Below are 25719 nucleotides of genomic sequence, written 5' to 3'. Positions count from 1 at the left end.
ACGCACCACCGGGAGCCCGCACCGAGAACCTGCAGCCGGCCGGTCCGACACCGCCACCGTCGACGTTCGCCCCCGGCCTGCCACCGGGACCGCCGGCGCCATCCGGACCTGGTGAGCAGGTGCCCGCCCCGTTCGTCACGCCGGGCGGGACCGGGGGTAGCGGAGTGACGGGAGGCAGTCAGAATTGAGCACCGCCTTCGACATCCGCAACCTGCGCCTGCCAAAGCTGTCGCGGGCGTCGGTGATCATCGGATCGCTGGTGGTCGTGTTGGCACTGATCGCCGCGTACGTCGGCCGTGACCTCTGCCGAAGACTGACGAACAACACCGTCATCGCCTACTTCCCGGAGGCCAACGCGCTGTATTCCGGGGACACGGTCCAGATCATGGGGTTGCGGGTGGGTGCCATCGACAAGATCGAGCCGGCCGGCGACAAGATGAAGGTCACCTTTCACTACATGAACAAGTACAAGGTGCCCGCGAACGCCTCAGCGGTGATTCTCAACCCCACCTTGGTGGCGTCACGAAACATCCAGTTGGAGCCGCCCTATAAAGGTGGTCCGGTGCTGGCCGACAATTCGGTGATCCCGATCGAGCGCACCCAGGTGCCGGTGGAGTGGGACCAGCTGCGCAACAGCACCACCAACCTCCTCTTGAAACTCGGCCCGACACCGGAAGAACCCAAGGGGCCCTTTGGCGATGTCATCGAATCTTTCGCCGATGGCCTGGCCGGCAAAGGCCAGCAGATCAACGCCACGTTCAACAACTTGTCGCAGGCGTTGACCGCGCTCAACCGGGGTCGCGGCGACTTCTTCGCCGTGCTGCGGAGCCTCGCGCTTTTTGTCAACGCGCTGCATCAGGACGATCAGCAGTTCGTTGCGCTGAACAACAACCTGGCCCAGTTCACCAACAGCTTGACCAACTCCGACCGGGATCTGGCGAACGCGTTACAACAAGCCGAAGCTCTTTTCGAGGCGGTGCGCCCGTTCTTGGCCAAGAACCGCGAAGTGCTGACTCATGACATAGACAACCTCGCCGACGTAACCACCACGCTGGTGCAACCAGAAGCGCTGAACGGTTTGGAAACCGGCTTGCACGTGCTGCCGACGGCGGCGGCGAACATCACCCAGCTCTACCACCCGTCGCACGGTGCGAACGTCGCCATCCCGGTATTCGCGAACTTCACCAACCCGATGCAGTTCATCTGCGGCTCAATTCAGGCCGGCAGCCGGCGCGGCTACCAGGAATCCGCCGAGCTGTGTGCGCAGTATCTGGCACCGATCCTGGATTCGGTCAAGTTCAACTATCTGCCGTTCGGCTTGAACCTGTTCAGTACCGCCGAGACGCTGCCCAAGCACGTCGCCTATTCCGAGCCGCGGTTGCAGCCGCCGAACGGGTATAAGGACACCACCGTCCCCGGGATCTGGGTGCCAGACACCCCGACGTCGCACCGCAACACCCAACCGGGCTGGATTACCGCGCCGGGCATGCAGGGCGTCAAGGTGGGGCCAACCACGGCAGGCCTGTTGACTCCGGAATCGCTGGCTGAATTGATGGGCGCTCCAGACATCGAACCGGTCCAGTCAAATTTGCAAACGCCGCCGGGCCCGCCGAATGCGTACGACGAGGAGCCCTCGCCAGTGATCGGCCACAACCCGCCGCAGGTGCCGATACCGCCCCCGCCACCGGGACCGGAGGTGGTGCCGGGTCCGGTGCCGCCGACGCCTGCGCCGGTAGGTGGCCCGGCTCCAGGGCCGGCTGTACCACCATTGTCCGCTGAGATAGGAGCAGGGCAGTGAGCGACCCGATGACCGTGCTGGCGCGTCTCCGCCACAAGCTCTGGCAGGTGCTGGCTCTGGCCACCGCGCTGACGCTCAGCTCATGCGGCTGGCGCGGTATCTCCAATGTGTCGATTCCCGGCGGTCCGGGTACCGGCGCCGGCGCCTACACCGTCTACGTAGAGGTGCCGAATACGCTGGCGATCAACGGCAACAGCCGTGTCTTGGTCGCCGATGTATATGTCGGCTCGATACGCGCGATCAACCTGAAAAACTGGGTTGCCACGTTAACCCTGGGTGTGGACAAGAACGTCAAGCTGCCGAAGAACGCCACCGCCAAGATCGGGCAGACTAGCCTGCTGGGTTCCCAGCATGTGGAGCTAGCACCACCACACAACCCGTCGCCGCAGCTGCTGAAGGACGGCGACACCATTCCGCTGAAGAACTCGTCGGCGTTCCCCACTACCGAGCAGACGCTGGCCACTGTTGCCACCGTGTTGCGCGGCGGCGGCATCCCCAACCTTGATGTGATCGTAAACGAGGTCAACGACATCCTGGCCGGTCGAGGTCCTCAGATCCGGGCCTTTCTCGGCAAACTCGACACCTTTATCCAACAACTCAACCAGCAACGCGACGACATCACCCACGCCATCGACTCCACCAACCGGCTGCTGGCCTATGTCGGCGGCCGGGCCGATGTGCTGGATCGGGCGCTGACCGACATCCCGCCGCTGATCAAGCATTTCGCGGACAAGCAAGCCCTGCTGATCAATGCGATCGACGCGGTGGGCCGGGCAAGCGGCGTCGCCAACCGATACGTGTCAGAATCGCGGGGTCCCTTCCATCAGGACCTGCAGTTGCTCCAGTGCCCGCTGAAGGAACTGGGCCGTGCCTCGCCGTATCTGGTCGCCGCGCTGAAAATCGCCAACGTCCTGCCGTTCGATATCGACACCATTCCACAGTTGATCCGCGGCGACTACATCAACTTCTCGCCGACAATCGACACGACCTACGCGTCCGTCGACAACGCGTTCCTCACTGGAACCGGGTTGTCGGGAGCCCTGCGTGCGCTCGAGCAGTCGTTTGGTACCGACCCCGAGATCATGATCCCGGATGTCCGGTACACCCCGAACCCGAACGACGCGCCGGGCGGACCGCTGGTCGAGAGGGGGAATCGGCAGTGCTGATCCGCTTCATGAGGCGCCAATTGATCCTCTTCAGCATCCTGACGGTGCTCGCGCTGATTGTGCTGGGCTGGTACTACCTGCGCATCCCCAGCCTGGCCGGTATCGGTCAGTACACCCTGAAGGCGGACCTGCCCGCCTCTGGCGGCCTGTATCCCACGGCGAACGTGACCTATCGAGGCATCACCATCGGCAAGGTTACCAACGTCGAGCCGACCGAACAGGGTGCCCAGGCCACGATGAGCATCGCCAGCCGCTACAAAATCCCCGTCGACGCGACGGCGAACGTGCACTCGGTGTCGGCGGTCGGTGAGCAGTATCTGGACCTCGTCTCGTCGTTAGGCAATCCGGACAAACACTTCTCGCCCGGGCAGACCATCACCAAGGGCACGGTGCCTGCTGAGATCGGGCCGGCGCTGGACGCCGCCAACCGCGGGTTGGAAGTGCTGCCCAAGGACAAGATCGGCGCGCTGCTCGACGAGACAGCACAAGCGGTCGGTGGGCTGGGGCCGGCGCTGCAGCGGCTGGTCGACTCGACCCAGGCCATCGTCGGGAACTTCAAGACCAATATCACCGATGTCAACGACATCATCCAAAACTCTGCGCCGATCTTGGACAGCCAGGTCAATTCCGGTACTGGAATTGAGCGCTGGGCGCGCAACCTGAACACTTTGGCCGCCCAGACCGCAGAAAAGGACCAGACGCTGAAAAGCGTCCTGTCCCAAGCGGCCCCGATTGCCGATCAGGTTAACGCGGTATTCGGTGACGTCCGCGAGTCGCTGCCGCAGACGCTGGCCAACTTCGAAATCGTTGCCGAAATGCTCAAGCGCTACCACCCCGGCGTCGAGCAGGTGCTGGTGTTCCTGCCGCAAGCCGCCGCGATCGCTCAGACGGTGGCCGCGCCGTACCCGCACCAGGTTGCGCAAGACCTCGCGCTGGCGATCAACTTTCCGCCGCCGTGTTACACCGGTTTTATTCCGACCTCAGAGTGGCGGTCGCCGGCGGATACCAGCCTGGCGCCGTTGCCGTCGGGAACGTACTGCAAGATCCCGAAAGACACCCAGGGCATCGCGGTGCGTGGATCCCGCAATATTCCGTGCGTCGACGTCCCCGGAAAGCGTGCGGCGACGCCGCGGGAATGCCGCGACCCCAAGCCGTACGTGCCGCTGGGCACCAACCCGTGGTACGGCGATCCCAACCAGCTTCGGAACTGCCCGGCGCCCGGAGCGCGCTGCGATCAGCCGGTGAGTCCCGGCATCGTGATCCCGGCGCCGTCGGTTGACAACGGCCTTAACCCGGCGCCAGCCGATCGGGTGGCTGGCACACCGCCTCCGATCAGTAATCCGCTGTCGCGGCCGGGATCGGGCAGCGTGCAGTGTAACGGGCAGCAGCCCAACCCCTGCGTCTACACCCCGACCGGTCCCCCGACGGCTATCTACAGTCCTCAGAGCGGTGAACTGATAGGGCCCGACGGTGTCGAGTACTCGGTGCAAAACTCGAGCGACACAGGAGACGACGGGTGGAAAGAGATGCTGTCGCCAGCAGCCGGCTGAACCCTACCGATGCGCACGTGGGTCCGAGGCGATGGCCGAGCCCGGTATGGAAGACGGTTTTCCTTAACCACTCCGCCGGGAGCGTGTCGCTAGTTGCGGGCTCGTTGCGCGCGACGGTCAAGATGTTTAGTACTGGCCGTAGAGGCTATGTCCTCCTGGCATGAGCGCAGAGTCAAACCCCCCACCGCCTGAGATGTCTGACAATGCACCGACCGGAAAATGGGGCGTTGCGCCTTCGATGAGTCCCGTCATGACGCGCCAGGGGCGCCAGCGCAAGACCCGCCCGGCGATTTGGTTGGCGCTTGCCGCGCTGATTATCGTTGTCATCGTGCTGGTCATCGTTTTGATTTAGCCGGTCTGGGCGTCGTAGCAGCGGTTGTGAGACTTGATACGGGTGTGCGGGCACTGAACCACCCCGGGCTATACGCACACCCTTTAGTCGACGATTGAAATCCTCGAGGCGGCAACACATCGTCGCGCGGGATCTCGGTTTCCTCGAAGAAGCCAGGACGCGGACGACACCTGGCCGAAGCTTGTCGTTCCGGTGGTACGCCATAGGTTGACACTGACCGTCCGTACAGTCATTATTGGAGTGTTCAAATCGGCAGCGGAGCAGCTGTAGCGCTGAAACCGAAGATGCGCCCGGTCTTGAACACCGGGGTCCAACGAGGCGCAGACCCAGCTGAACTCAGAGATTGGAGCGGCATGGGCGAACTGATTGGCCTTGGCCAACTTCGGAGCAATGCATGCGGTTATGTCGAGCGGGTTCTGGCGGGGGAGACGATTGAGGTCGTCCGTCGCGGCAGGCTGGTGGCGCGGATCGTGTCGGCCGCTGCTGATCGGTCGGCCCCGACCGCCCTGCCCGATTTTGTCGCGGTGAACGGCGCTGGCGGGCGCATCGGGCTTGACGCATTGCGGACGCGTGCGGCGCGCTATTTCGATCGGGTTGAAGCTGGCGAAACGATCTGTATCGTCTGGCGCGGCAGACTGGTGGCCCGGATCGTATCGGCCACCCGGGATCCAGAGGCGGCTCCGATTTCCATGCGGCCGGTGCGAGTCGTAGCACGGGATGCTGGCGGGCGGATCGGGCTCGACGAACTGCGAACGCGCGCGGGGCGTTATTTCGACCGCGTCGCGGAGGGCGAGACAATCGAGGTGATCCGTGGCGGCAGGGTAGTGGCCCGAATCGTGTCAGCCGCTGAGGGCCCGCGCAGAACGGCCTGATAGTCGGCGATCACGCGATCGAAGCGTACCGCCGGATTCCAACCATCGACCGCGACCATCAAGGTCTCTGTACAGACCGGCGCGGTTCAGTTCGGACTTGGTGGCTAAATAGGTTCAGACCGGCATGATGCTTTCTGCGTTGCCGTGAGCGATCGCGTTTCGCTGGTCCTCGGTCAGGTTGGCTTGGTCAAGGAAGTCCGATACGTTCTCGCGGACGACGTAGGGGAAGTCTTCGGAGTAGATGATCTGTTCGGCACCGATTTCAGCGACGATGAAGTTCAGCTGGTTGTGGCTGTACATGCCCGACGGCGTCGCCCAGACCTGCTCGCGGTAATACGCGCTCACCTGCCGTTCCAGGTGGGTGCCGCCCCAACTGATAACCTCGTCGAGTCGGTCGAGCCAGCCGGCGACGAATTCGCCCCAATGACCGCTCAACAGCTTCAGACCGGGGTGGCGATCCAGCGCCCCCGACAAGATGAGCCGTAGAATGTGAACACCCGCCTCAGCGTGCCAGCCGAACGCGGGACCGGAGAACAAGAAATGCAGCGCAGCCGGCCAACGTCCGGCGTAATACGCCGTTGACACCGGATTTTCCGGAACGCCCGGGTGGACATAGATGGGCAGGTCAACCGTCTCGGCTGCGGCCAGGACCACGTCGAATCGCTGGTCATCGAGGAACAACCCACCGCATGTTCCGGCAATTAAAGCTCCCACGAAGCCCAGCTCGTTGACGCAGCGCTTCAGTTCGTCGGCCGCCGCGGCGGGGTCGTGCAACGGAAGGGTCGCGAATCCCCGGAACCGCGTGGGGTGCTCCGAAATGTGCTCAGCGAGAGTGTTGTTGACTCGCTTGCATAACTCGACAGCCTCCGGATGAGCGAGATTGCCGGGACTGTTGGCACCGTGTGAGACAACCTGGACGTCGATACCCACACGATCCATATGCGCTAGGCGGTTTCCGCCGAGACGCTCCGCTGAATCCTGGTCGGGCATGAAGTCCCGAAGGAAGGCGCCGAAACCGTCGTCGGGAACGATAGGTGCGGGCCCGGCGAGTTCCAAGACGCGTGCGACGGCCTGAGGATGATGGAAATGCTCTTCTACGGTGATGATTCGCAACAAACTTCCTTCCTACGCGCAATCGATAGCCTTGGCGAGCCGGTGACGTCCGCCGGTCTGGTTCATTTTTTCCTTCCGTGGTCACCGGGCTCTTGCTCGCCGCAACGCTCATTTGCGTCGCGCGGAATGTGCCAGTGAACCCGGATGGCGCTGAAGCTGCTGCCTGGCGATGTGAAATGACGGCGACTGCGTGCCTGAGCGGAGTTTCGCGACGCCGGTCAGTCGGTATTTTCACCGCTGACGGCACCGAGGCAGCGTTTTCAACGATGCATTCCGATGTAGCGGTCGGTGGTGATGTTGTCAGATCAGCCACCGCTGTGTGCACCGGCCATCAGGGTGGCGAGGTCGTCGGGTGCCAGAAAGGACGGCGGTGGCGGCGGACCCCAGCTGAACAGTCCCCGGGCGCCTTCGAGGGTTTCCGGTGTCCAGAGTTGGTCGTTGGCAATGCAATCCATATCCGAGTAGTACTCGCTGAAATTCCCGGCGGGGTCTTTGAGGTACCAAAAGAAGTTGGACCCGGCGTGGTGCCGGCCCAGTCCCCAGACATGTCGCTCCGGGTGGTCGGCGAGCATTGTCGTCGCGCCGCGCCCGACATCGTCGATGTCGTCGACCTGCCAGGAGGTGTGGTGCAGAAACGACACCGGCGCCGTGAGCACAAGCACGTTGTGGTGGTCGGTGGAACACCGCAGGAACGCTCCAGCGTCCTTGATCAGGTCGCTGACTTTGAAGCCGAGTCCGTCGGTGAAGAAGGACTGCGTCACCGCAAGATCGGTGGTACCGATCACCACGTGGCCGAGCTTGCGGGGGAATACCCGTTCGGTCCGCAACACTCCGGGCGCTCGGCAGCCGTGCCGTTCCAGTCGTCCGGGACCGTTGTACCGGATGGCAGGTGTGACCGGCTGGTTCAGCCGCACGGAGATCTCAACTGTTGCCCGCACTCCGGTGGCTTTCTCGACCGCGGTAACGCTGCTGTCGTCGTGTGTGACGCCGATGCCCAGGCGATTCAGGTTGGCGGCGACGTGGGCAATGTCGTCGGCGTCGTCGGCGCCCACCCGCACTTCGACCAGTCGCCGGGTAGGAGTGCGCACGATCCGAAGTTGGCGCCCGCCGTCGCGCGTGCTGAACCAACCGTCGGCCTCTGCGACCAGCCCGAAAGCACTGTAGTAAGAGGCGGTTTCGACGTCGTTCGGTACGCCGATGGTGACGGAGCTGAGGCGATGCAGGGCCATGGGTGCGTAGTCCGCTACTTCGCGGTGCTAACGGAGAACGTCTGATGCAGTTCGCCGATGCCCTCGATCCAGCTGTCGAGGCGCTCGCCGGCCCGCAGGAAGCGTTGCGGCTCGCGGCCGACCCCGACGCCCGCAGGAGTGCCGGTGAAGATGACGTCGCCGGGACAAAGCGTCACGTTGCGCGACAACCTGGCGATCAGCGCCCGAACCGGGAAGATCAGGTCGCGGGTACGGGCCTTCTGTACCTCCTCTCCGTCGATCGCGCAGCCGAGCTCCAAGTCGTCGGGATCGCGGAATTCGTCGGGAGTGACCAGCCACGGACCTTGTGGGGCGAATCCCGGGAAGGACTTGGCGAGACCGAATTGCGGTGCTGGGCCGCGCATTTGAGAGATGCGCTCGGAAATATCCTGACCAACAGTAAATCCCGCGACATGGGACATCGCGTCTGCCTCGTCCACGCGGGTGGCTTCGCGGCCGACCACGGCGACCAATTCGACTTCCCAATCTACGTTGCCGCCGGTGGGGAGGACGACCTCGGTGTCGGGCCCGGTGAAGCTGGAAACGTACTTGGTGAACACCGGCGGCGTGTCGGCTGGGGAATCGAATCCGGATTCGGCGGCGTGCGAGTGATAGTTCAACCCGATGGCGAAGACCTGTCGCGGCGCGGGCGACGGTGGACCGAGGCGGCGCCGATCGACGTGGGCGGCTCCGGTGAAATTTGTGGTGTCGAGTTCAGAGGCCCACCCGGCGATTTGCTCCCAGACCTGGTAAACAGCAGGCAGATCGGGCCCAAAACGGCCGTTGGACGCGGTGGCGACATCGACGGCCAGCTCGGCACCTTCTTCGCCGATCACCAGGGCTGCCCGGTTGTCCAGATTAGCAATGCGCATGGAAACTCCTTCTTTTTATGTTTGGGTTGGGCGCAGGTGCTGGTTCGCGCTAGGGGTGCTGATCCGTCCGTGACTGGCAGACGCATGCGTGGGCGAAGGCCAACTGCTTATAGTGAATAGCAGCGCCGATCAGGTGGTGGTCGATACTGTGACCGACACCTTCGATGATCTCCGAGTTAACACGCTGTGTGGCATTGAACTTCGACAGGAAAAGCCGGCGAGCGTCGGGCGACCCGTCCCAGAGGGCGTCGAACTCTGCCAGCGCATGGTATATCGGCACCGCAATGTGTGCTGCGACGGAGTCAAGGCGGCTCGATGCCCACTTCGGTGCGGCGGTCAGCTCTGTCATCGGGGCAGGTGCATAGGAGGTGCGTGCTGCCGCTACACCGGCGGCGGTGTAAGTGTGTTCGGGTCCATACCAGAGTTTCTCGCGCTCGGCGATGGGGAGGTCGACCACGCCGGAGAGCGGAAGCGTACCGAGTTGCTCGGCGGCCCCTCCTCGCGGTATCCGCGCGCCCATGCCGGTGGTTGACAGGCCGACCAGGTTCCAGGACGGTTGTCGTGCCGCTATCTCGAAGCTGATCATCCCGCCGACGGAGTGCCCGATCAACAGGATCTGGGGGTCGTCGCATTGGGCTGCCAGCTCCGCGATCGCAGCGTCGATAACGCGAGCTTGCTCGGGAAAGGCGTAGTCGTAATCTGCCGACGGTTGGCCGCTCTCACCGTATCCCGGTCGGTCGATGACCAGCACGCCGAAACCGTTGCGGCTCGCGATGTCCACGAATGAGCCGGCATCGGAACCGGCGACCTCGAAGTACCGTCCGGTGAACAGGCCGCCATGCAGCGTGACGATCAACGGTGCGCCGGACACCGGACGGGAAGCCGGATGTAGGCGGCCGGCGACCAGCGTCCCGCCGACCTTTGCCGTCAGATTGTGCATGCGCGCTTCTTTCGGGTTGGAAACGGGTGATATGTGGGTTGTTCCTTTAGGCCAGTGGTGCTGCGGTCACGGTGCGTACCTGTGCTGGGGTGACGTCGGGTGCGCACTCGCGTAGCACCAAACCGGTAGGCGTGACGTCGATGACGGCGAGGTTGGTGATGATGCGGTGTACGACGGCCTGGCCGGTCAGCGGTAGTGTGCACCGCTCGAGCACCTTGGGGTTGCCTTCGCGGTCAGTGTGTTCCATCACGACGATCACCCGGCGCGCGCCGTGCACAAGGTCCATGGCTCCGCCCATGCCCTTGACGATGGCGCCGGGCACCATCCAGTTGGCCAGGTCGCCGCTTGCGGAGACCTGCATCGCGCCCAGCACAGCGGTGTCGATGTGGCCGCCGCGAATCATTCCGAACGAAAGCGCGGAGTCGAAGAAGGCCCCACCGGAATTGAGGGTCACGGTTTCCTTGCCGGCGTTGATCAGGTCCGGGTCGACCTGATCCTCGGCTGGATAGCGCCCGGTACCCAAGATCCCGTTCTCCGAATGCAGCACGATGCGCACTCCGTCGGGCAGGTGGTTCGGGATCAGGGTGGGCAACCCGATGCCGAGGTTCACGTATTCACCCGGTCGCAGCTCGCGCGCGGCGCGTGCGGCTATCTGCTCCCGGGTGTTACCGGTAGTTTCGACGGTCATGGTTGCTCCGGTTCTCCGGCCGTTCGGATCGTGAGTTTCTCGATGTGCTTGTCCTGCGCGCCGGTGTGAACGAGGCGTTGAATGAAGATTCCGGGTAAGTGAATCTGGTCGGGATCGAGGGTCCCCGCCTGCGCCAGTTGTTCCACTTGTGCGATGCACACCCGTCCGGCCATTGCCACGATCGGGTTGAAGTTACGTGCCGCTTTATTGAAAATCAGGTTACCGTCGGTATCGGCGATCTTTGCGTGCACCAACGAGAAATCGGCGGTAATCGATTCCTCCAACACATAGCATTTCCCACTGAATTCGCGGGTCTTCTTGTCGGGGGAGGCCACCGCCACTGACCCGTCGGCGGCATAGCGCCATGGGAGTCCGCCTTCAGCGACAAGCGTGCCGACCCCGGCGGGGGTGTAGAAGGCCGGAATTCCCGCCCCGCCGGCACGCAGCTTCTCCGCGAGCGTGCCCTGCGGGGTCAGCTCGACCTCGACCTCACCGGCCAGGTACTGGCGCGCGAATTCCTTGTTCTCGCCGACATAGGAGGCGGTGATTCGGCGAATCCGCCGAGCGGTCAGCAGGATTCCCAGACCGTAGTTGTCAACGCCGCAGTTATTGGAGAACACCTCGAGGTCGGTGGCGTCTCCGTGGGCGACGGCGGCGATCAACACGTCGGGGATGCCGCACAAGCCGAACCCGCCAACCGCTAACGATGAACCGGAGGTGATGTCGGCAACCGCCTCGTCAGCTGATGAACAGATCGTGGCCATGGTCAGCCGTTCACCGAGTGTTCGAAGCGACCAAACAGCTTGACCGCATTCGCACGTTCGACCTGCGCGAGCCCGCCCTCGGCCCAGCCGGTGAAGCCGGTGAGATTGGCGACGTTTTCCGCGACTGTCGGTTCGGGCGCGGCAGGCCAGTCGGTGCCGAACAAGATGTGCTCGGCGCTAGTGACTTCCAGCGTGGGCAGCAGCGAGTTGCGACTGCCGGCTAGCGCCGTCTCGTAATACAGTCCGCGCAGCACCGCGGCCACATGGCCTGGATCGATATCGGCGTCGTGGGGCCCTCGCCCCATCTGGGTGTGTTCGGCGATGCGCCATCCGAGCGTGGGCAGCACGCCGCCGCAGTGGGCGAGAATCAGGGTCAGCCTCGGGTGCCGTTGGAAGACACCGGAGTAGATCGCGTCGGTGATCGTACGGGCGGTGTCGCAGGGGAATTCAATGATGGAGCTGGGCCGGCTGAACCCCAACACTTCGATGTGCGGGCATTCCGCGGGATGCACGAAGCCGGGGACTTGCCGGCGCGTCAGCTCGGCAAGGATCGGCTCATAGAAATCGCCGCCGAAGTAGTGCCCGGCGGCGTTGCTGGACAACAGCACTCCGTCGAGCCCGAGTACGTCGAGTGCGTACTCGATTTCAACCAGCGCGCTATCGGGGTGGTCGGCGGGAATGGCCGCGAACGCACCAAAACGGCCCGGATGGTCGGTGATCAGCGTCGCATACTCTTCGTTGACCTGCCGGCAGAACATCGCCGCAAACGCGGGATCGCCCGAGCGGCCAGTGAAAGCCCAGGGCACCGAGAGGATTTGGCTCGCGATGCAGTGGCGGTCCATGAAGTCGATGGCCGTGGCGGGATCCCACTGTGCCGACATCCGGTAGCCGCCGGTGAGAGTGAACCCGGACTCGAACAGGTGCGCCACCGCGCCGCCGAGATAGTGCGTGTGCACGTCGATGCGGGTGTTGTTCATGTCGGTGACCTCTCCGGGCTCAGGCGTGCGATCTCACCGGCTCGATGCCAGCACACCAGACCCGCCGGATGTTGCGGCTAGCGCGGATATCGGCGAGTGGATCGCCGTCCAGCAAAATCAGGTCGGCGCGGCGACCGGGTGCAATCACACCGCGATCTTCAAGACCGAAGTACTGGACAGGCAGCGACGTGGCAGCGCGTAGCGCGTCGAGAGTGGACAGGCCGGCGCCGACCAGCAGTTCGAGTTCCTGGTGAAGGCTTTCACCATGCACGGGTGAGAAGGGAACGCCGGGTGTGGCGTTCGCGTCAGTGCCGGCGAGTATAGGGATGCCGGCCCGGTACATGTCGGCGACCGCCGTGCGGGCGGCTTCATAATCGAGGCCTGCGACCGTCCCGATCGTCTCGGCAATGCCTTTCATCATGGTCAAGGTCGGGATAGCGATTATTTCCGCGGCGGCCATCTGCGCTATCACCGACGCGTCGAGAGGCCGGTCAATCGGCACGTGAGTGATCGTGTCGGCTTTCGCCGCAACCGCCATCGCAAATGTCGGCGTGGTCGTTGCATGAACAACTGCTCGGATACCGCGATCGTGGGCAGCGGTGACCAGAGCGGTCATGGTCGGTTGGTCTGGACCGGGAATGTCGGCAATTATTTTGATGTAGTCCGAACCGTCGGCGATCCGGTCGTCGACGAATTGCGCCGCCGCGGATGGGCTGTCGACCAGACCCTGCGGAGGAAAACCCGGAATGTGGCTGTGGCCGCTGCCGGACGTCGTTGCGGGTGTGCCAGCACTGCGGATGTCGGTGCGTCCCAACTTATTACGCAGCGCGTCCACCTTCGCTGGTGGCCAGGTCGCCATATCCAACGCGGTGGTCACTCCATGCATGCACAGTCGATCGAGCGTCTCTGCGTCGCGCAGGTGCACATGTGCATCGATGAGCCCGGGAAGCAGCACACCACCATTCCCGTCGACCTGGTCGGCTCCGGCGGGATCGGTGCCGATCACCCCGTCGTCGATCACGACGGTGACCGGTTCAGTCAGCGACGTACCGTCGAACACCCGGACGTTGTTGAGTGCGATCTTGCCGACCGTGTCAGCCATGAGCTGCCCTTTCGTTGAGCTACGGGGTCAGATCAGCGGAGTGATTTGATCGTCGCGGCCCAAGAGGCTTTTGCCGTAGATTTCGTAGCTGACGTAGGGCGTGACCACGGCGTGCCGGGCGCCGACGTTGGAATCGCGCCAGATGCGTTGCAGCGGGTTGACGTCGGCGAAGCTGCCCGCGCCGTGTGCGCTGACAAGGGTGTCGATAGCTTTGGTGATGTGCTCGAGGACCCAGCCGGTGTCGGCGCGCACCCGGGTGCGGGTGAGCTCGTCCGGGTAGGTGCCGTTCGCGGCCGCGTTGTCGATGTCGTCGGCGGCTCGGTAGGCGTGCAGATGCGCGGTGTCAATCATCATCGCCGCCTGCGCGAGTTGTAGTTGGAAGGCCACCGAGTCGGCTTGGGCGGTGTAGAAGGTGTAGGAGATCGGCTTCTTGGCCGCCTTTTCCCGCACGATCTCCAGCGCCTTGCGGCCCATGCCGAGCTGCGGGCCGGCCAACACCAGCGACAGCAGCGGCACGAACGCCGACCGGTAGAGCGTCTCTTCGGTGTGCTCGGTGGCGTAGCTGCCGCGGATCGTCTGCGGAACCGACACGATTCTGTGCTCCGGGACGAACACGTCGGTGGCGATCAGGCAGTTCGAGCCCGTCGATTTCATCCCCGCGACGAACCAGGTGTCTTCCAGCTCGAGGTCGGTGTAGGGAATCAATGCCAGGCCCTGGTCGATCGCTTTACCGGCGTCGTCGGTGATCGGGATACCAAGGACCGCCCAGCTGGCGTGCCAGGAGCCGGAGTTGTAGTACCACCGGCCGGTCACCCGGAAGCCGCCGTCGACCTTGGTCGCTTCGGAGGTAGGGGCGAGCACTCCGGAGACCTTCGCTTCCGGTGTATCGGCCCACACGTCGTCTTGGGCGCGCCCGGGGAACAATCCGGTCATGAAGGCGCAGACGTTGCACAGGGTTACCACCCAGGATGTGCCGCCGTCGGCCTCGGCGACCGCCGCCGATACGTCGAGCATTGTGCGCATCGAGGTTTCGTATCCGCCGTAGCGGCGCGGTTGCGCGATCTTGAAGGCGCCGGCGTCGGTGAGGGCGATGATGGACTCCTCCACGACTCGCCGTTCGGTTTCGCCTTGGGCGGCGTTCTTCGCGAGCATGGGCTGCAATGTGCGGATCCGCTCGACCAGTTCGGCGGCGGTGCGGGCGGCGACGGGTGCGTCGATGGTTGTCATGTCAAGTGGTTTCCTCTCGGGCTACGTGCTTAGGTGGAGCACGCGATGATCTGGTCGACGATGGGGCGGCGGGGCCGCTCGGCGTGGCGTGAGTGGGTGCCGAAGGTGCGGTGGGCGTATACCAGCGGTGGCAGTGGCACATGCTGAGTACGTGTCACCAGGCCCAACAGCAGCAGGTGGTCGCCGCCTTCGACGGCGTCGTGTAGATCGCAGGCGGCCCAGCCGGCCGCACCGTCGATGCGCGGCAGCCCGCCGTCGTAGTGCCATGAGGTGCCGGCGAATCGGTCGGTGCCGCGACCGGCGAACCGTATCGCCAGCTCGTCCTGCCCGTGGCCGAGCAGGTTCACCCCGAACCGGTCGGCCTTCAATATCCGCTGCAGCAACGATGATCGACGCTCGAATGCCACGGTGATCAGCGGCGGCTCCAACGAGAGGCCGGCGAATGAGCTGACCGTCGCACCATGGGGGCCGTCGGCGTCGGCGGCGGTCACGATCGTCACCGGAGCGCATACCCCCGCCATCAGCTCAAGCGCGCGCTCGCGGTCGATACCGGTGCGGTCTGTGGTCGTCACGATAGCCACCTTCGGTGTTTCAGCGGGCGCCAATGAGTACGGACATTGGGTCGGGTAGCCCGGCCCGAAGTGACCAGGCGCGACCGGTGAGTTCTTCGACGCCGACCCCGGCGCGACGGGCGGCGACCATCACCTCGGGATCAAAGGCGGGGCCGACCGAATCACCGGCGTACTCAGGGCCGTGCATGTACTCGGTCGCCTGATCGGGTTCGGCGAAATTGTCGATCTGCATCTCGACGAAGTTGCTGTCCGGGTCCTGGTAGTACAGCGAGGTCGTCACGCCATGCGCGATCGACACGGCGGGTAGAATGTCGTTGTCACGGAGCAGAACATAGCGATCGAGCAAGTCATCGAGGTTGTCGAATGTGTAGGCGACGTGGTGCGCGCAGGCCGCGGTCGGGCTCCTGCGTTCCAGGGGCATCGGCGGAGTCAACAGCGCCACCCGGTGGTGCTCTTCGTCGAAGGTGATGAAGCACAACGCCTGGTCCTGGTACACGACGTGTCCATCGAGCACCGTGCAATACCAATCCCGCATCTGCTGCGGCTGACCAGTTTGGAAGACGACATGGGCGAACTTAGGCTTTGTCGACATTGTGAACGATCTCCTGATGCGTATTCGTTTGTTGCCGTGCTGGTTTCGCTGACTTGATTGGCTTCGCGGCGCCCAGCGTGCGCATAACTGACCACATCGAGTGTTAGCAAGAGCACGTCCATGATGTGATTTACGTTAGAGTCGATCGAGCACGCCGAAAATCCGCTTTGCGAGATGGCTTGTCCGTTACGCGACCACCTCCAACCTTGCGGGCCGGCGTCTCAACCGGCCGGTTGCCCGGTTTGTGGTATGCGGTGGCATAGGACCCGTACGATGTGCGACAGCGGCTGAAATAACGAGGTCAGCAATGTTTGTGTCACCGGAGCCGGACTCGTCACTGACGAACCTCCCAGGCGAGGATGGACGCAGGATCGTCTGCGCAACCGACGATCTTGAGGTCTACCGCGGCACCGTCAACGACGTCTACTATCCGGCCCGCCTAGAACTGACGCGTTCGAACACCCAATTGTCGAACGCCCGAATGTCGGCATTCCGACTGACCGATATCACCGTCGGGATCGTCCGATTCGGCGCGGAAGTATTCATCGACCCCGGCGACATGGGCGGCTATCACATCGACCTGCCTCTGTCGGGATGTGTCGCAACGAGTTGCGGCGATCAACAACTTGTTGCCACACCGGCCCGCGCGGCGGTGTACAGCCCGGGGGAGCACACCTTTGTCAAGTCCTGGGGCGCTGACGCCACCCAGGTCAGCATCAAAATCGACCGTGGCGCGCTCGAAAGCGAATTGGCCCGCATTCTCGGCCGGCCCGTCGACCGACGCGTTTGCTTCGACATCGGTTTCGACATGACCGCCCCTGCTGGCAGGCGATGGTGGTCGACGCTGAACATCTTGCTCGACACCATCGCCCGGCCGGGTTCGATTCCCGATGCCGCGCTGGGAGCGCAGACGCGCTACCTGGAGCGTGCGCTGATCGTCGGGTTGTTGGCGACTCAACCCCACACTTTGACCGATGCCATCCACGGCACCTCGATCGAGGCCACCCCGGCCTCTTTACGCAAGGTGGTGGACTTGGTTGCCGCCGCGCCCGGCGCCCAGTACACCGTCGGCGACCTTGCCCAAGCGGCCGGCATTGGCGTACGGCAACTCCAGAAGCTGTTCCGCGACCAGTTCGGCATGAGCCCGGCGCACTACCTGCGCAACGTGCGCCTGGACGGAGCGCGGTCGGATTTCATCGCCAACGGTGAGACGACCACGGTAAGTGACGTTGCCTACCGATGGGGTTTCAACCATCTCGGTCGATTCGCGCAGCACTACGAACAGAAGTTCGGCGAGACGCCGTCACATACCCTCAGACGCTGAAGGTTTCAGCTGCGAGGCGCGGTGCCGTCGAGTAGCCGATCAATCAAGGGTGCGAGCCGAAAGTCCACCAGGTCGCGCATCACCAGTGCCGTGTTCGTGCGCTTCACGCCCTTGATTCCCAGGATGTGCCCGGCCACGCGATAGAGATCGTCGGCATCGCGCGCCGCGACGTGAATCAACAGATCGGCCACGCCGCTGAGCCCGTGAACTTCGACCACTTCCGGAACTCGAGCCAGTGCCGCGGCCACGTCGCTGAGCAATCGCTGTTTGACGTTGGTCAAGACGAAAGCACGCAAGGGGTAACCCAAAAAATCGGGGATTATCGTGCGTTCGAACGACGTCAGTACCCCGGCCTCGGCCCAGCGTGCCAACCGCGCCTGCACGGTGTTGCGTGAGACTCCGATTCGCTCGGCCAGCGCGACGGTGGACGCTCGCGGGTCCCCTGCAAGGGCCCGCAACAGACGAGCATCGACCGAGTCGGCGGTGCCTCGGCTTGTCATGGTGACCACCTCAAGTACGGTGACGCATTCGGCTCGCGTGCATTTTGATCAAAGTGTAGGCCGATGGTTGCCAGCTTGATCGCGTAATGCTGGGATAAATGGACCGTCTGCCAATCCTGGCTATCGTGGTGGTTGCGATTCATCCCACTCGTCAGCGCCGCGCGACTAGTACAAGACTCACCCGGACGGCGAATCAGCACGATCAGGAAGTGACGATGACCGCCTCAGTTTCCGCCTCGCCGGCCGACCAGACGGCGTCCGACGATCCCGTCGATCCGCTCGCACAGATCGAGCAGCGCCTGCTGTGGCTGTCGACGGCGATGGTTCACCACGCCAATCGGGTCCGGCCCAATCCGTCCGGACTCAAGGTCGGCGGCCACCAGGCGTCGAGCGCGTCGATGGTGTCGATCATGACCTCACTGTGGTTCGAGCAACTGCGAGCCGGTGATCGAGTGTCGGTCAAACCGCACGCGTCGCCGGTACTGCACGCGATCAACTATCTGCTGGGTCAGCTTGATGAGAAATACCTGACTACTTTGCGCGAATTCGGCGGGCTGCAGTCCTACCCCAGTCGGTCGAAGGATCCCGATCCGGTTGACTACTCAACCGGATCGGTAGGAATTGGTGCAACGGCGCCCATTTGGGCGGCCGTCGCCCGGCGTTACGTCAGCGCGGCATTCGGGGAGACCGGCCCAGGTCGGCAGTACTCGCTCGTCGGTGATGCCGAGTTAGACGAGGGCGCGGTGTGGGAGGCGATCCTGGACTCCTCGGTCGGCGAGCTTGGAGAGGTGGTGTGGATTGTCGACCTGAACCGGCAGTCGCTGGACCGGGTGGTGCCCAACATCGCCGCCGGCCGCTTGGAGAAGATGTTCGCCGCGGCAGGGTGGCAAGTCATTACGGTCAAGTTCGGCCGGTTACTCGAGACACTGTTCACGCGTCCTGAAGGAGCAGCCCTGCGCTCCAGAATCCTGCAGATGCCCAATCCCGAGTATCAGCGGCTATTGCGTTGTAGCGCAGAAGAACTGCGCAGCCGTCTACCAGGAACCGGAATTGAGGCACGTGCCATCACCAGCCTGACGGCGGAACTCGACGACGCCACACTGATTCGTGCGATCCGCAACCTCGGAGGACATGATCTCGGCGCCCTGCGCACCGCATACGGACAGATCGACGACGCCCGCCCAACGGTGATCATCGCCTATACCGTCAAGGGGTACGGCCTGCCTACTCAAGGGCATCCGCAGAACCACTCATCGTTGCTGACTGTCGAACAATTCAGCGAGCTGGCCGTCAGCCTCGGGATGGATACCGAACACCCGTGGCGCCGGTTCGACCCCGACTCCGCCGCAGGGCGGCTGTGTACGGCGGTGGTCGCTCGGCTGCACCGTGACGAGAACGCGTACACCGCACCGCCATCGGTGCCTACCGATATCGGACGCACGCCGTCAGGCAGGTCGACGACGCAGGCTGCGCTCGGCCGTGCCCTGCTCGACCTGACCCGGGAGGCGCCGGAGGCGGCCAAGCGAATCGTCACCGTCAGCCCAGACGTCAGTTCGTCGACCAATCTGGCCGGATGGCTGAACAAAGTGGGTGTGTGGTCTCCGACCGAACGGCGCGACTGGTTCGCCGACGATGCCGAAACGATCATGCACTGGCGCGAGAGGCCGACGGGTCAGCACATGGAACTCGGTATCGCGGAGGTCAATTTGGTGGGGCTGATGGGCGAACTGGGCGCCACCTGGAGCCGCTGGAGCCAGCCGCTATTCCCCATCGGTGTGCTCTACGACCCCTTCGTCGAACGCGCGCTCGAGCCCTGGTCATATGGGATCTATGCGGGCGGTCAATCCATCCTGGTTGGCACGCCCGCCGGAGTCAGCCTTGCTGCGGAGGGTGGGGCGCATCAATCAATTAAGACCCCGTCGATCGGACTGGAGCAGCCCGGATGTGTCGGCTATGAGCCAGCATTCGCGATTGAGGTGGAATGGACGCTGCTTGAAAGCATGTCGCGGCTCGGTCGCCCGGACGGCAGCTCGTCGTATCTGCGGCTGTCTACCCGCCCGGTCGACCAGACCCTGGCTGCCGTGCCCACCGACCCGGCTGCCAGAGAACGGCGCCGGCGCCAGGTATTGGCAGGTGCTTATACCTTGCGCGGCGTGCAGCGACCGGCGGTAACCATCGTCGGCATGGGAGCGGTGATCACCGAAGCATTGCAGGCCGCAGACCGATTGGCTGACTTAGCTATTCAAGCTGAAGTGGTTTGCGTGACTTGTCCTGGACGGCTGTTTGAAGCGGTACAGGCACGGCGTGGGCTCGCCGATGCGTCGTCGTGGATCCTCGGCCAAGTCTTCCCGGCCGAACGGTCTGCGCCGATGGTGACGGTGCTCGATGGACATCCACATACGCTGTCGTTCCTGTCGACCATCAACCGTGTGCCCAGTGCGTCGTTGGGCGTCAACAAGTTCGGCCAAGCAGGAGCTCTCGACGACGTTTACCGCTACCACGGTATCGACACGGATTCCATCGTGCGGTCCGCGCTCGATCTGACCGCATAATCATGAAGTGAGTCTGTAACCGGCGCAGACGCGACTTTGCGCTCGGCATGATCAGCCCGATGACTTTCGAAGACCGACTCAATGAGAAGCGAAGCGCCAGGTTTTCGGGTCGGTGAAACGGGATCAAACTTGACTGGAGGACTCGTCGTGAATTACCGCACTGGAGCCGTGAAGTCGGCGGATGGAACCTCGATCACTTATCGCGTGATCGGCGAGCACGGGCCGCCGATCGTCCTCGTCCACGGCGGGCTGCAGGCGGCGCAGAATTTTCAGCGGCTCGCCGAGCATCTCTGCGCCCACTTCATCGTGTACATCCCCGACCGCCGCGGGCGCCGCCCCGAGGCGCCGCCAGGCGAGGGTTATGGACTCGCTCGTGAAGCGGAAGACCTCGGTGCGCTGATGCGCGCGGTGGGTGCGCGGCGCCTCTTTGGTCTGAGTTCAGGAGCGACCATCGCGCTGTATTCGGCAATTCAGTATTCGGAGGTCGAAAAGGTGGCGTTGTACGAGCCGCCGCTAACCATCGATGGAGCGGACCCGGCGTCGTGGGTCCCGAAGTTTGAACATGCACTCGTTGACGGAGATCGGGCTTCAGCGATGGCTGAGATCCTGAAGGGCACGGGCGGCCGCGAATACATCGCGCGGCTGCCGCGCTTCATCCTCGTCCCCGTTCTGCGCATGGTCATCGAGATAGACGCCAGACAAGCCTCCGGCGATGACATCGCCATGAAAGAACTCATCCCAACCATGCGGCTTGATTCGATCGTCCAGCGCGAGTCCATCACGATGGTGAACCCGCGAATCGCCGAGGTTCGGTCGGATGTCCTCCTTCTCGGCGGCGAGAAGAGCCCAAGCGCACTACACCTGGCGCTGGACTCGATCGCCAGGCGGCTACCGAACGCCAAGCGCGTCGAAATCAAAGGCGTGGGACACATCGCGGCCGACAACCGCGGTGCTCCGGACAAAGTGGCGCGGCTTCTAGATCAATTCTTCATGTCTTGAAGCATGCCGGTCGGTCGACCGCCATGTCCTGTCGCCAAATTTGTGTGATCGGGAAATTCGGCGCGCTCGGTTTGCCGGTGAACGGTGCACCGGTGGAGCATGAAAATCCGGGGAAGACGCCTATGCCGGCGACGACGGCGAACGGGCTGCTCGCCTCAACCACGAGTTGCACCATGTCGCAGATCACCCGATACGCTCCGGAATCGGTGTTCCCCACCATCGGAGGGTGGCCGGACCAGTCGATCAACCACCACCGGCAATTATTGGCGGCGTTGGAAAGTCGCGACGGCAACCGGGCCAGCCAAGCCATGTCCGACCATCTGGCGGCCGAAGCGGTGCCGCTGATCGATCACCTGACCGAACGCGGGGTAGTTCATTATGTTCAGTGATCCGGGTCGGTGTAGCGGATGACACCGGTATGCCGAGACAGGAGGCTTTGTAACGGCGTCACGACGCCAGCAGCGTCAACCGGAAGCGGCGACTTTGTTTCGCGCGCGATTGGCTGTTCCCGCCGTCGGGCCGGACCGGCTGGCGGCCCCCTTCGTTTTCCGTTGTCGCGGTGGCGTCTTCGCCGCCTGCTCGATCAGCCGGCTGGCGTGGTCGAGAATGCAGTCCAGGCCGTACTCGAAATTCGTCTCGTCAGCGGCGCCAATCCGGTGACCCTTCTCAGTGACCTGGGCCAGCAGCGGGGTGCTGCCCGGATCGATCACCATGGCGTTCTCGAGATTGCGAGGGCCGTTGTCCGACGACTGGTTTCGCTCAGCGAGGCGTTGCAACACCACCGAGCCCCGGACATGAACCGATACGGTGGAATAAGTGTCGAACGCGTCCTCGGCTGATAGCCCGGCCTCGACGAGGCTGCCGATCGCCTTCTCCATCTCTTGAGCACCGAATCGTGCAGCCTTCGCGCTCAGTGCTGACCGGATCAGGATCAGGTCGCAAAGTATCGGGTTGCCCAAAAACGTCTTCCGCATCGAGCGGGCGTGATTGCGAAGTGTTTCCCGCCAATCGCTGGCCTCGACATACGGCGTGGCGAAGACGTACTTGCTTAACGCACGGTCGGTCATCGCGTTGAGCAGGTCATCTTTCTTGCGGAAGTACCAATAGATGCTGGTCACACCCACGCCGAGGTGTTTGCCGAGGAGTGGCATGCTCAAGTTCTCGATCGACACATCGTCGGCGAGCTCGAACGCGCCGCTGATGATGTCGTCGGGGTTGATCGACCCCCGTTCGCGTCGCTGACGCTTCTCAGCGGTTGGTTGCTTCGCCACTACGAGGCACCTCCATCAAAACCGGCCGGAGCTGACGTGATGCCGCTAGTAGGCATGTCAGGGCTTTCGTTCGTTACCGTAATGCCTATCGTAGGGTTTCTGATAGCGGCGGCGGCGGAAGGGAACGATGACCGGGCGCCGTGTGAGTCTCGACGAGCCGTAGACCATCCGCCGCCTGGATAAATGCGCACGAGTTTTTCTTCGGAAGCCAGGAGGACCACTGACGATGGACCGCTTCGAGCTGCGGAGGCTGGACTACAGCCTGTCCGACGATCACGTGGCTTTGCAAACCGCCTACCGACAGTTTTTCAAAACCTACTGCCCCATCGAGACCGTCCGTGCCGCTGAGGTTTCCGGCTTCGACAAGAACCTTTGGGAGCGGTTGTGTGCGATGGGCGCAACGACGATGGCGCTACCGGAATCCTTCGGCGGGGACGGGGCTACGCTGGTCGACCTGACGCTGGTGGCCGAGGAGGTCGGCCGGTCACTTGCTCCGGTGCCGTGGATCGACCACGTCTGCGCGGCCCGGCTGCAGGCCCGGCTGGGCGCTTTCGCGTCCGGTAGTGCCGACCTGGTGCATGGAAAGCAGCTCGTCGCGCTCGACCCGCAGCTCGACAGCAAGGGCCCGGGTCCTCGGTTGATCCCGACCGGCTCGATCGCCGATGAGATCATCCTGCGCGACGGTGACGAGGTGGTGACTCTGAGGTTCGGCACCCGGCCCGCCAAGGTCGACAACATCGGTCGGCTGCCGATGGCCTGGGTGGACCCGGTCGTCGCGGACAGCCGCACCGTCCTGGCCCGGGGACCCGAAGCCGTGTCGGAATTCGACCGTGCGCTCGACGAGTGGCGGCTGTTGACCGCAGCGGCGTTGGTCGGTCTGGTCGAGGAGACCATGACCATCGCCGCGGAATTCGCCAAAAACCGCTACACCCTTGGTGTGCCGATTTCGACCCTGCAAGCCATTTCTCACCCGCTGGCGAACATGGCGATCACCGTTCAGGGCGGCCGCAACCTGGCTCACCGGGCCGCGTGGTTCTTGGACAACGAGCCCGACGAGCGGCCCGAGTTGGCGCCATCGGCATTCGTCTTCATGGCCGAGGAGGCGTCCAAGGCCGCCACCATGGCGGTACATATCCAGGGAGGTCTGGGCGTGTCCGCCGAAGCGGCCGCCTCCGCATATCTGGTTCGGGCACGCGGTTGGCCACTGGCCGGCGGCGACCCGGCCGCCAGCGCGCAGCGTGTCGCGAATATTTGTGCGGCGCGCGAACTTCGGGTTTAGGAACGCACCGGTGAACTTTTCACGAGTCGAGTTGTCGCAAGCGGACCGCGACTTCCGCGACGATGCCCGAAGCTTTCTTCGCACCCACGTCACCGAAGAAGTCAGGACCCGAGACCGCGAGACCGGTGACAACTTCGACGAGGGAGTGCATCTGGCGCTGGGTGCCGCCGGATATCTGGCCGGGGAGTGGAAGCCGGAATCCGACGGCGGTTTCAGCCGGGTCCGGCGCAGAGTCTGGGAGCTGGAGAAGCGGCGCGCCCACGTGCCCTGGGTGACGTGGGGGACGACTGCGATGGTTGCGCGGTCGGTGGCCAGATTCGGATCGGGAGCGCTTCAACACGAGGTGTTGCCGGGCGTGTTCAGCGGGCACGTGCGGCTGTGCCTCGGTTATACCGAACCCGAGGGCGGCTCTGACGTGGCCACCTGTAAAACCCGCGCGGTGCGTGACGGTGACGCTTGGATCATCAACGGCGCGAAGATGTTCACCACTGGGGCGCACAACTGCCAGTACGTCTTCTTGATCACCAACACCGACCCGGAAGCGCGTAAACACAACAGTCTGACCATGTTCCTGGTACCGCTGAACTCACCGGGCATCGAGATCCAGGGCATCCGCACGGTCGACGGCGACCGCACCAACATCGTTTACTACAGCGATGTGCGCGTCGACGACAAGTACCGGCTGGGTGAGGTGAACGGCGGGTGGACGGTGCTGCGCGAGCCGCTCAACGTCGAGCACGGTGCCGTTGAGGCTGCGCCCGACGGACTGCAGGACACCTCAATCATGATGCACCAGGCCGGATTCCTGGTTGAGGCGGTCGACAAAGCGGCGGCACTGTCGGCGCAACCGGCGCACAATGGTGGCCGGCTTGCTGACGATTCCGCCGCATACCGGCTGGGCCGCAGCATCGCACGTACGGAGGCGGCGCTGTCTACCCCGAGCATTTTCGGCCGGGTGGCGATCGCGCAGACGATGCGCGAGATTTCTCCGGATCTCATGGATCTGCATGGCGCTGCTGCGGCTTTGCCGTTCGGCGCCGACGGCGCGGCTGATGACGGCAGCGCCGAATACAGTTACCGCTTCGCGCCGTTGGTAGGCATCTACGGCGGCACCCTGGAGGTGTTTCGCAACATGATCGCGCAGCATGTCCTCGGGCTGGGCAAGCCGAACTATTCGGCGCCCGCGACGACCGAAGTGTGAACTGCGCAACCTAGAGGACTTTGAAGCCTCCCATCACCTTGACCAAGTCAGCCTCTTCTGATGAAAGTATCGCCGATGCCTAGCTGGTGCTAAGCGCCTCCTGACGGCACACCGGTAGTGACGGTGTCCTCGACTCGTCGACCGCCGAGCGCGTTCCAGGCTGAACGGTGATCCGCAGTTTGTCGCCCCACGTTCATAGGGATGCTTCAAACACCTTCCGGTGAAACTCGTTCGCGTGACGCCTACGGTTCGTCGTCGTCGTGCAGCAATTCCTCCGGGTGGTGGAAGATGTTGGTGCGGGGTTGGCCGCGGTCAAGCTGCGGGGGTGGGATCCATTCGGTGTTGCCGTCTCGGCATTTTCGGGTGGCCCAGCCGCCGGGTTTGATCAGGCGGTGGTGGGCGCCGCAGGCGAAGGTGAGCTGGTCGATGTCGGTTCGGCCGCAGTGGGCCCATTCCCGAACGTGGTGGACGTCGCACAGGTAGCCGGGCACATCGCAGCCGGGGTGCGAGCAGCCGCGGTCTTTAGCGTAGAGCACGATGCGTTGGCCGGGGGAGGCCAGGCGTTTGGTGTGGTAGAGCCCGACGGCGTTGCCGTGGTCGAAGATCGCCAAATATTGGTGGGCGTGGCGGGCCAGGGCGATCACGTCGGACATCGGCAGCAGGGTGCCGCCGCCGGTCAGGGCCGTGCCGACCCCGGCCTCCAACTCGCGCAAAGTCGTGGTGACGATGATGCTGGCGGGCAGCCCGTTGTGCTGGCCGAG

At 63.7% G+C, this 25719-nt stretch carries 23 protein-coding genes and 2 pseudogenes; 11 read left to right on the top strand and 14 right to left on the bottom strand.

The genetic code is table 11. From position 1 onward, the window contains the following. The 5 genes and pseudogenes from WA317_RS01020 to WA317_RS01000 form a co-directional block, all read left to right on the top strand. Positions 1–188, top strand: a pseudogene (locus tag WA317_RS01020) (mammalian cell entry protein); the annotation flags it as partial. Continuing rightward, the gene (locus WA317_RS01015) at positions 185–1798 is read left to right on the top strand and encodes a virulence factor Mce family protein (protein ID WP_425171257.1); all 1614 of its coding nucleotides are present in this window, start codon (positions 185–187) and stop codon (positions 1796–1798) included. The pseudogene WA317_RS01020 and the gene WA317_RS01015, both read left to right, overlap by 4 nt. A gap of 8 nt (positions 1799–1806) precedes the next feature. Further along, a complete protein-coding gene (locus WA317_RS01010; protein WP_425171259.1) occupies positions 1807–2964 on the top strand; it encodes a virulence factor Mce family protein in 1158 nt (385 codons plus the stop codon). Beyond that, positions 2958–4514 (top strand): MCE family protein, encoded by a 1557-nt coding sequence (locus tag WA317_RS01005; protein ID WP_425171256.1) that lies wholly within the window; start codon positions 2958–2960, stop codon positions 4512–4514. Before WA317_RS01010 ends, WA317_RS01005 begins: the two co-directional genes overlap by 7 nt. Before the next feature lie 705 nt (positions 4515–5219). Then, positions 5220–5738, top strand: a complete 519-nt coding sequence (locus WA317_RS01000; RefSeq protein ID WP_425171255.1) for a type II toxin-antitoxin system Phd/YefM family antitoxin — start codon at positions 5220–5222, stop codon at positions 5736–5738. 114 nt (positions 5739–5852) lie between these two features. On the opposite strand, the gene WA317_RS00995 is transcribed toward WA317_RS01000, so the two are convergent. From WA317_RS00995 to WA317_RS00945, 11 genes are all read right to left on the bottom strand, one after another. Then, a complete protein-coding gene (locus WA317_RS00995) occupies positions 5853–6851 on the bottom strand; it encodes an amidohydrolase family protein (RefSeq protein WP_425171254.1) in 999 nt (332 codons plus the stop codon). A 305-nt stretch (positions 6852–7156) separates the two neighbouring features. Next, positions 7157–8080, bottom strand: coding sequence for a VOC family protein (locus tag WA317_RS00990; protein ID WP_425171253.1), 924 nt, complete (start codon positions 8078–8080; stop codon positions 7157–7159). A gap of 14 nt (positions 8081–8094) precedes the next feature. Next, complete coding sequence (locus WA317_RS00985; RefSeq protein ID WP_425171252.1) at positions 8095–8970, bottom strand: fumarylacetoacetate hydrolase family protein; 876 nt, start codon at positions 8968–8970, stop codon at positions 8095–8097. A gap of 49 nt (positions 8971–9019) precedes the next feature. Further along, positions 9020–9910: an alpha/beta hydrolase gene (locus WA317_RS00980; protein ID WP_425171251.1), complete on the bottom strand. Its 891-nt coding sequence runs from the start codon at positions 9908–9910 to the stop codon at positions 9020–9022. A 46-nt stretch (positions 9911–9956) separates the two neighbouring features. Then, on the bottom strand, positions 9957–10598 hold the full coding sequence (locus WA317_RS00975) for a 3-oxoacid CoA-transferase subunit B (RefSeq protein ID WP_425171250.1): 642 nt from the start codon (positions 10596–10598) through the stop codon (positions 9957–9959). Continuing rightward, positions 10595–11362, bottom strand: coding sequence for a CoA transferase subunit A (locus WA317_RS00970; protein ID WP_425171249.1), 768 nt, complete (start codon positions 11360–11362; stop codon positions 10595–10597). The genes WA317_RS00975 and WA317_RS00970 overlap by 4 nt, the downstream gene beginning before the upstream one ends. A 2-nt stretch (positions 11363–11364) precedes the next feature. Beyond that, the gene (locus WA317_RS00965; protein ID WP_425171248.1) at positions 11365–12339 is read right to left on the bottom strand and encodes an amidohydrolase family protein; all 975 of its coding nucleotides are present in this window, start codon (positions 12337–12339) and stop codon (positions 11365–11367) included. A gap of 19 nt (positions 12340–12358) precedes the next feature. Next, positions 12359–13441, bottom strand: a complete 1083-nt coding sequence (locus WA317_RS00960; protein WP_425171247.1) for an amidohydrolase family protein — start codon at positions 13439–13441, stop codon at positions 12359–12361. A 27-nt stretch (positions 13442–13468) separates the two neighbouring features. Then, a complete protein-coding gene (locus WA317_RS00955) occupies positions 13469–14668 on the bottom strand; it encodes an acyl-CoA dehydrogenase family protein (protein ID WP_425171246.1) in 1200 nt (399 codons plus the stop codon). Between the two features lie 29 nt (positions 14669–14697). After that, a complete protein-coding gene (locus tag WA317_RS00950; protein WP_425171245.1) occupies positions 14698–15240 on the bottom strand; it encodes a flavin reductase family protein in 543 nt (180 codons plus the stop codon). 19 nt (positions 15241–15259) lie between these two features. Further along, positions 15260–15832: a VOC family protein gene (locus WA317_RS00945; protein WP_425171244.1), complete on the bottom strand. Its 573-nt coding sequence runs from the start codon at positions 15830–15832 to the stop codon at positions 15260–15262. A 307-nt stretch (positions 15833–16139) separates the two neighbouring features. Between WA317_RS00945 and WA317_RS00940 the strand changes: the two genes are divergently transcribed. Further along, positions 16140–17156, top strand: coding sequence for an AraC family transcriptional regulator (locus WA317_RS00940; RefSeq protein ID WP_425171243.1), 1017 nt, complete (start codon positions 16140–16142; stop codon positions 17154–17156). A 5-nt stretch (positions 17157–17161) separates the two neighbouring features. Here WA317_RS00940 and WA317_RS00935 read toward each other — a convergent pair whose 3' ends face one another. Next, positions 17162–17656 (bottom strand): Lrp/AsnC family transcriptional regulator, encoded by a 495-nt coding sequence (locus WA317_RS00935; RefSeq protein ID WP_425171242.1) that lies wholly within the window; start codon positions 17654–17656, stop codon positions 17162–17164. A 320-nt stretch (positions 17657–17976) separates the two neighbouring features. Between WA317_RS00935 and WA317_RS00930 the strand changes: the two genes are divergently transcribed. The 3 genes and pseudogenes from WA317_RS00930 to WA317_RS00920 all read left to right on the top strand — a co-directional run. Next, positions 17977–20208, top strand: coding sequence for a transketolase-like TK C-terminal-containing protein (locus WA317_RS00930; RefSeq protein WP_425171258.1), 2232 nt, complete (start codon positions 17977–17979; stop codon positions 20206–20208). A 147-nt stretch (positions 20209–20355) separates the two neighbouring features. After that, entirely contained in the window at positions 20356–21207 is an 852-nt protein-coding gene (locus tag WA317_RS00925; RefSeq protein WP_425171241.1) for an alpha/beta fold hydrolase, read from the top strand. A gap of 112 nt (positions 21208–21319) precedes the next feature. After that, positions 21320–21596, top strand: a pseudogene (locus WA317_RS00920) (FCD domain-containing protein); the annotation flags it as partial. Between the two features lie 75 nt (positions 21597–21671). Here the strand turns inward: WA317_RS00920 and WA317_RS00915 are convergent. Then, complete coding sequence (locus WA317_RS00915) at positions 21672–22478, bottom strand: TetR/AcrR family transcriptional regulator (protein ID WP_425171240.1); 807 nt, start codon at positions 22476–22478, stop codon at positions 21672–21674. A gap of 226 nt (positions 22479–22704) precedes the next feature. Here WA317_RS00915 and WA317_RS00910 point away from each other — a divergent pair, with 226 nt between their 5' ends. Together WA317_RS00910 and WA317_RS00905 are read left to right on the top strand one after the other, a co-directional pair. Then, positions 22705–23757: an acyl-CoA dehydrogenase family protein gene (locus WA317_RS00910; protein ID WP_425171239.1), complete on the top strand. Its 1053-nt coding sequence runs from the start codon at positions 22705–22707 to the stop codon at positions 23755–23757. Positions 23758–23767: 10 nt separating this feature from the next. Further along, the gene (locus WA317_RS00905) at positions 23768–24958 is read left to right on the top strand and encodes an acyl-CoA dehydrogenase family protein (RefSeq protein ID WP_425171238.1); all 1191 of its coding nucleotides are present in this window, start codon (positions 23768–23770) and stop codon (positions 24956–24958) included. A gap of 242 nt (positions 24959–25200) precedes the next feature. On the opposite strand, the gene WA317_RS00900 is transcribed toward WA317_RS00905, so the two are convergent. After that, on the bottom strand, positions 25201–25719 hold a 519-nt coding region (locus WA317_RS00900; RefSeq protein ID WP_425171237.1), incomplete at its 5' end, for a DUF222 domain-containing protein.

It is taken from the genome of Mycobacterium sp. (genome assembly GCF_049802695.1).
In the GTDB taxonomy this organism is placed as follows: Bacteria; Actinomycetota; Actinomycetes; order Mycobacteriales; family Mycobacteriaceae; genus Mycobacterium.
Note: the sequence above shows the minus strand (reverse complement) of the source record. Positions and strands in the feature narration are given on the sequence as shown.

Coding starts and splice junctions, on each gene's coding strand:
- WA317_RS01010 (WP_425171259.1), top strand. CDS start 1,807: ATGACCGTGCTGGCGCGTCTCCGCCACAAGCTCTGGCAGGTGCTGGCT.
- WA317_RS01000 (WP_425171255.1), top strand. CDS start 5,220: ATGGGCGAACTGATTGGCCTTGGCCAACTTCGGAGCAATGCATGCGGT.
- WA317_RS00990 (WP_425171253.1), bottom strand. CDS start 8,080: ATGGCCCTGCATCGCCTCAGCTCCGTCACCATCGGCGTACCGAACGAC.
- WA317_RS00985 (WP_425171252.1), bottom strand. CDS start 8,970: ATGCGCATTGCTAATCTGGACAACCGGGCAGCCCTGGTGATCGGCGAA.
- WA317_RS00980 (WP_425171251.1), bottom strand. CDS start 9,910: ATGCACAATCTGACGGCAAAGGTCGGCGGGACGCTGGTCGCCGGCCGC.
- WA317_RS00975 (WP_425171250.1), bottom strand. CDS start 10,598: ATGACCGTCGAAACTACCGGTAACACCCGGGAGCAGATAGCCGCACGC.
- WA317_RS00970 (WP_425171249.1), bottom strand. CDS start 11,362: ATGGCCACGATCTGTTCATCAGCTGACGAGGCGGTTGCCGACATCACC.
- WA317_RS00965 (WP_425171248.1), bottom strand. CDS start 12,339: ATGAACAACACCCGCATCGACGTGCACACGCACTATCTCGGCGGCGCG.
- WA317_RS00960 (WP_425171247.1), bottom strand. CDS start 13,441: ATGGCTGACACGGTCGGCAAGATCGCACTCAACAACGTCCGGGTGTTC.
- WA317_RS00955 (WP_425171246.1), bottom strand. CDS start 14,668: ATGACAACCATCGACGCACCCGTCGCCGCCCGCACCGCCGCCGAACTG.
- WA317_RS00945 (WP_425171244.1), bottom strand. CDS start 15,832: ATGTCGACAAAGCCTAAGTTCGCCCATGTCGTCTTCCAAACTGGTCAG.
- WA317_RS00940 (WP_425171243.1), top strand. CDS start 16,140: ATGTTTGTGTCACCGGAGCCGGACTCGTCACTGACGAACCTCCCAGGC.
- WA317_RS00935 (WP_425171242.1), bottom strand. CDS start 17,656: ATGACAAGCCGAGGCACCGCCGACTCGGTCGATGCTCGTCTGTTGCGG.
- WA317_RS00930 (WP_425171258.1), top strand. CDS start 17,977: ATGGTTCACCACGCCAATCGGGTCCGGCCCAATCCGTCCGGACTCAAG.
- WA317_RS00910 (WP_425171239.1), top strand. CDS start 22,705: ATGGACCGCTTCGAGCTGCGGAGGCTGGACTACAGCCTGTCCGACGAT.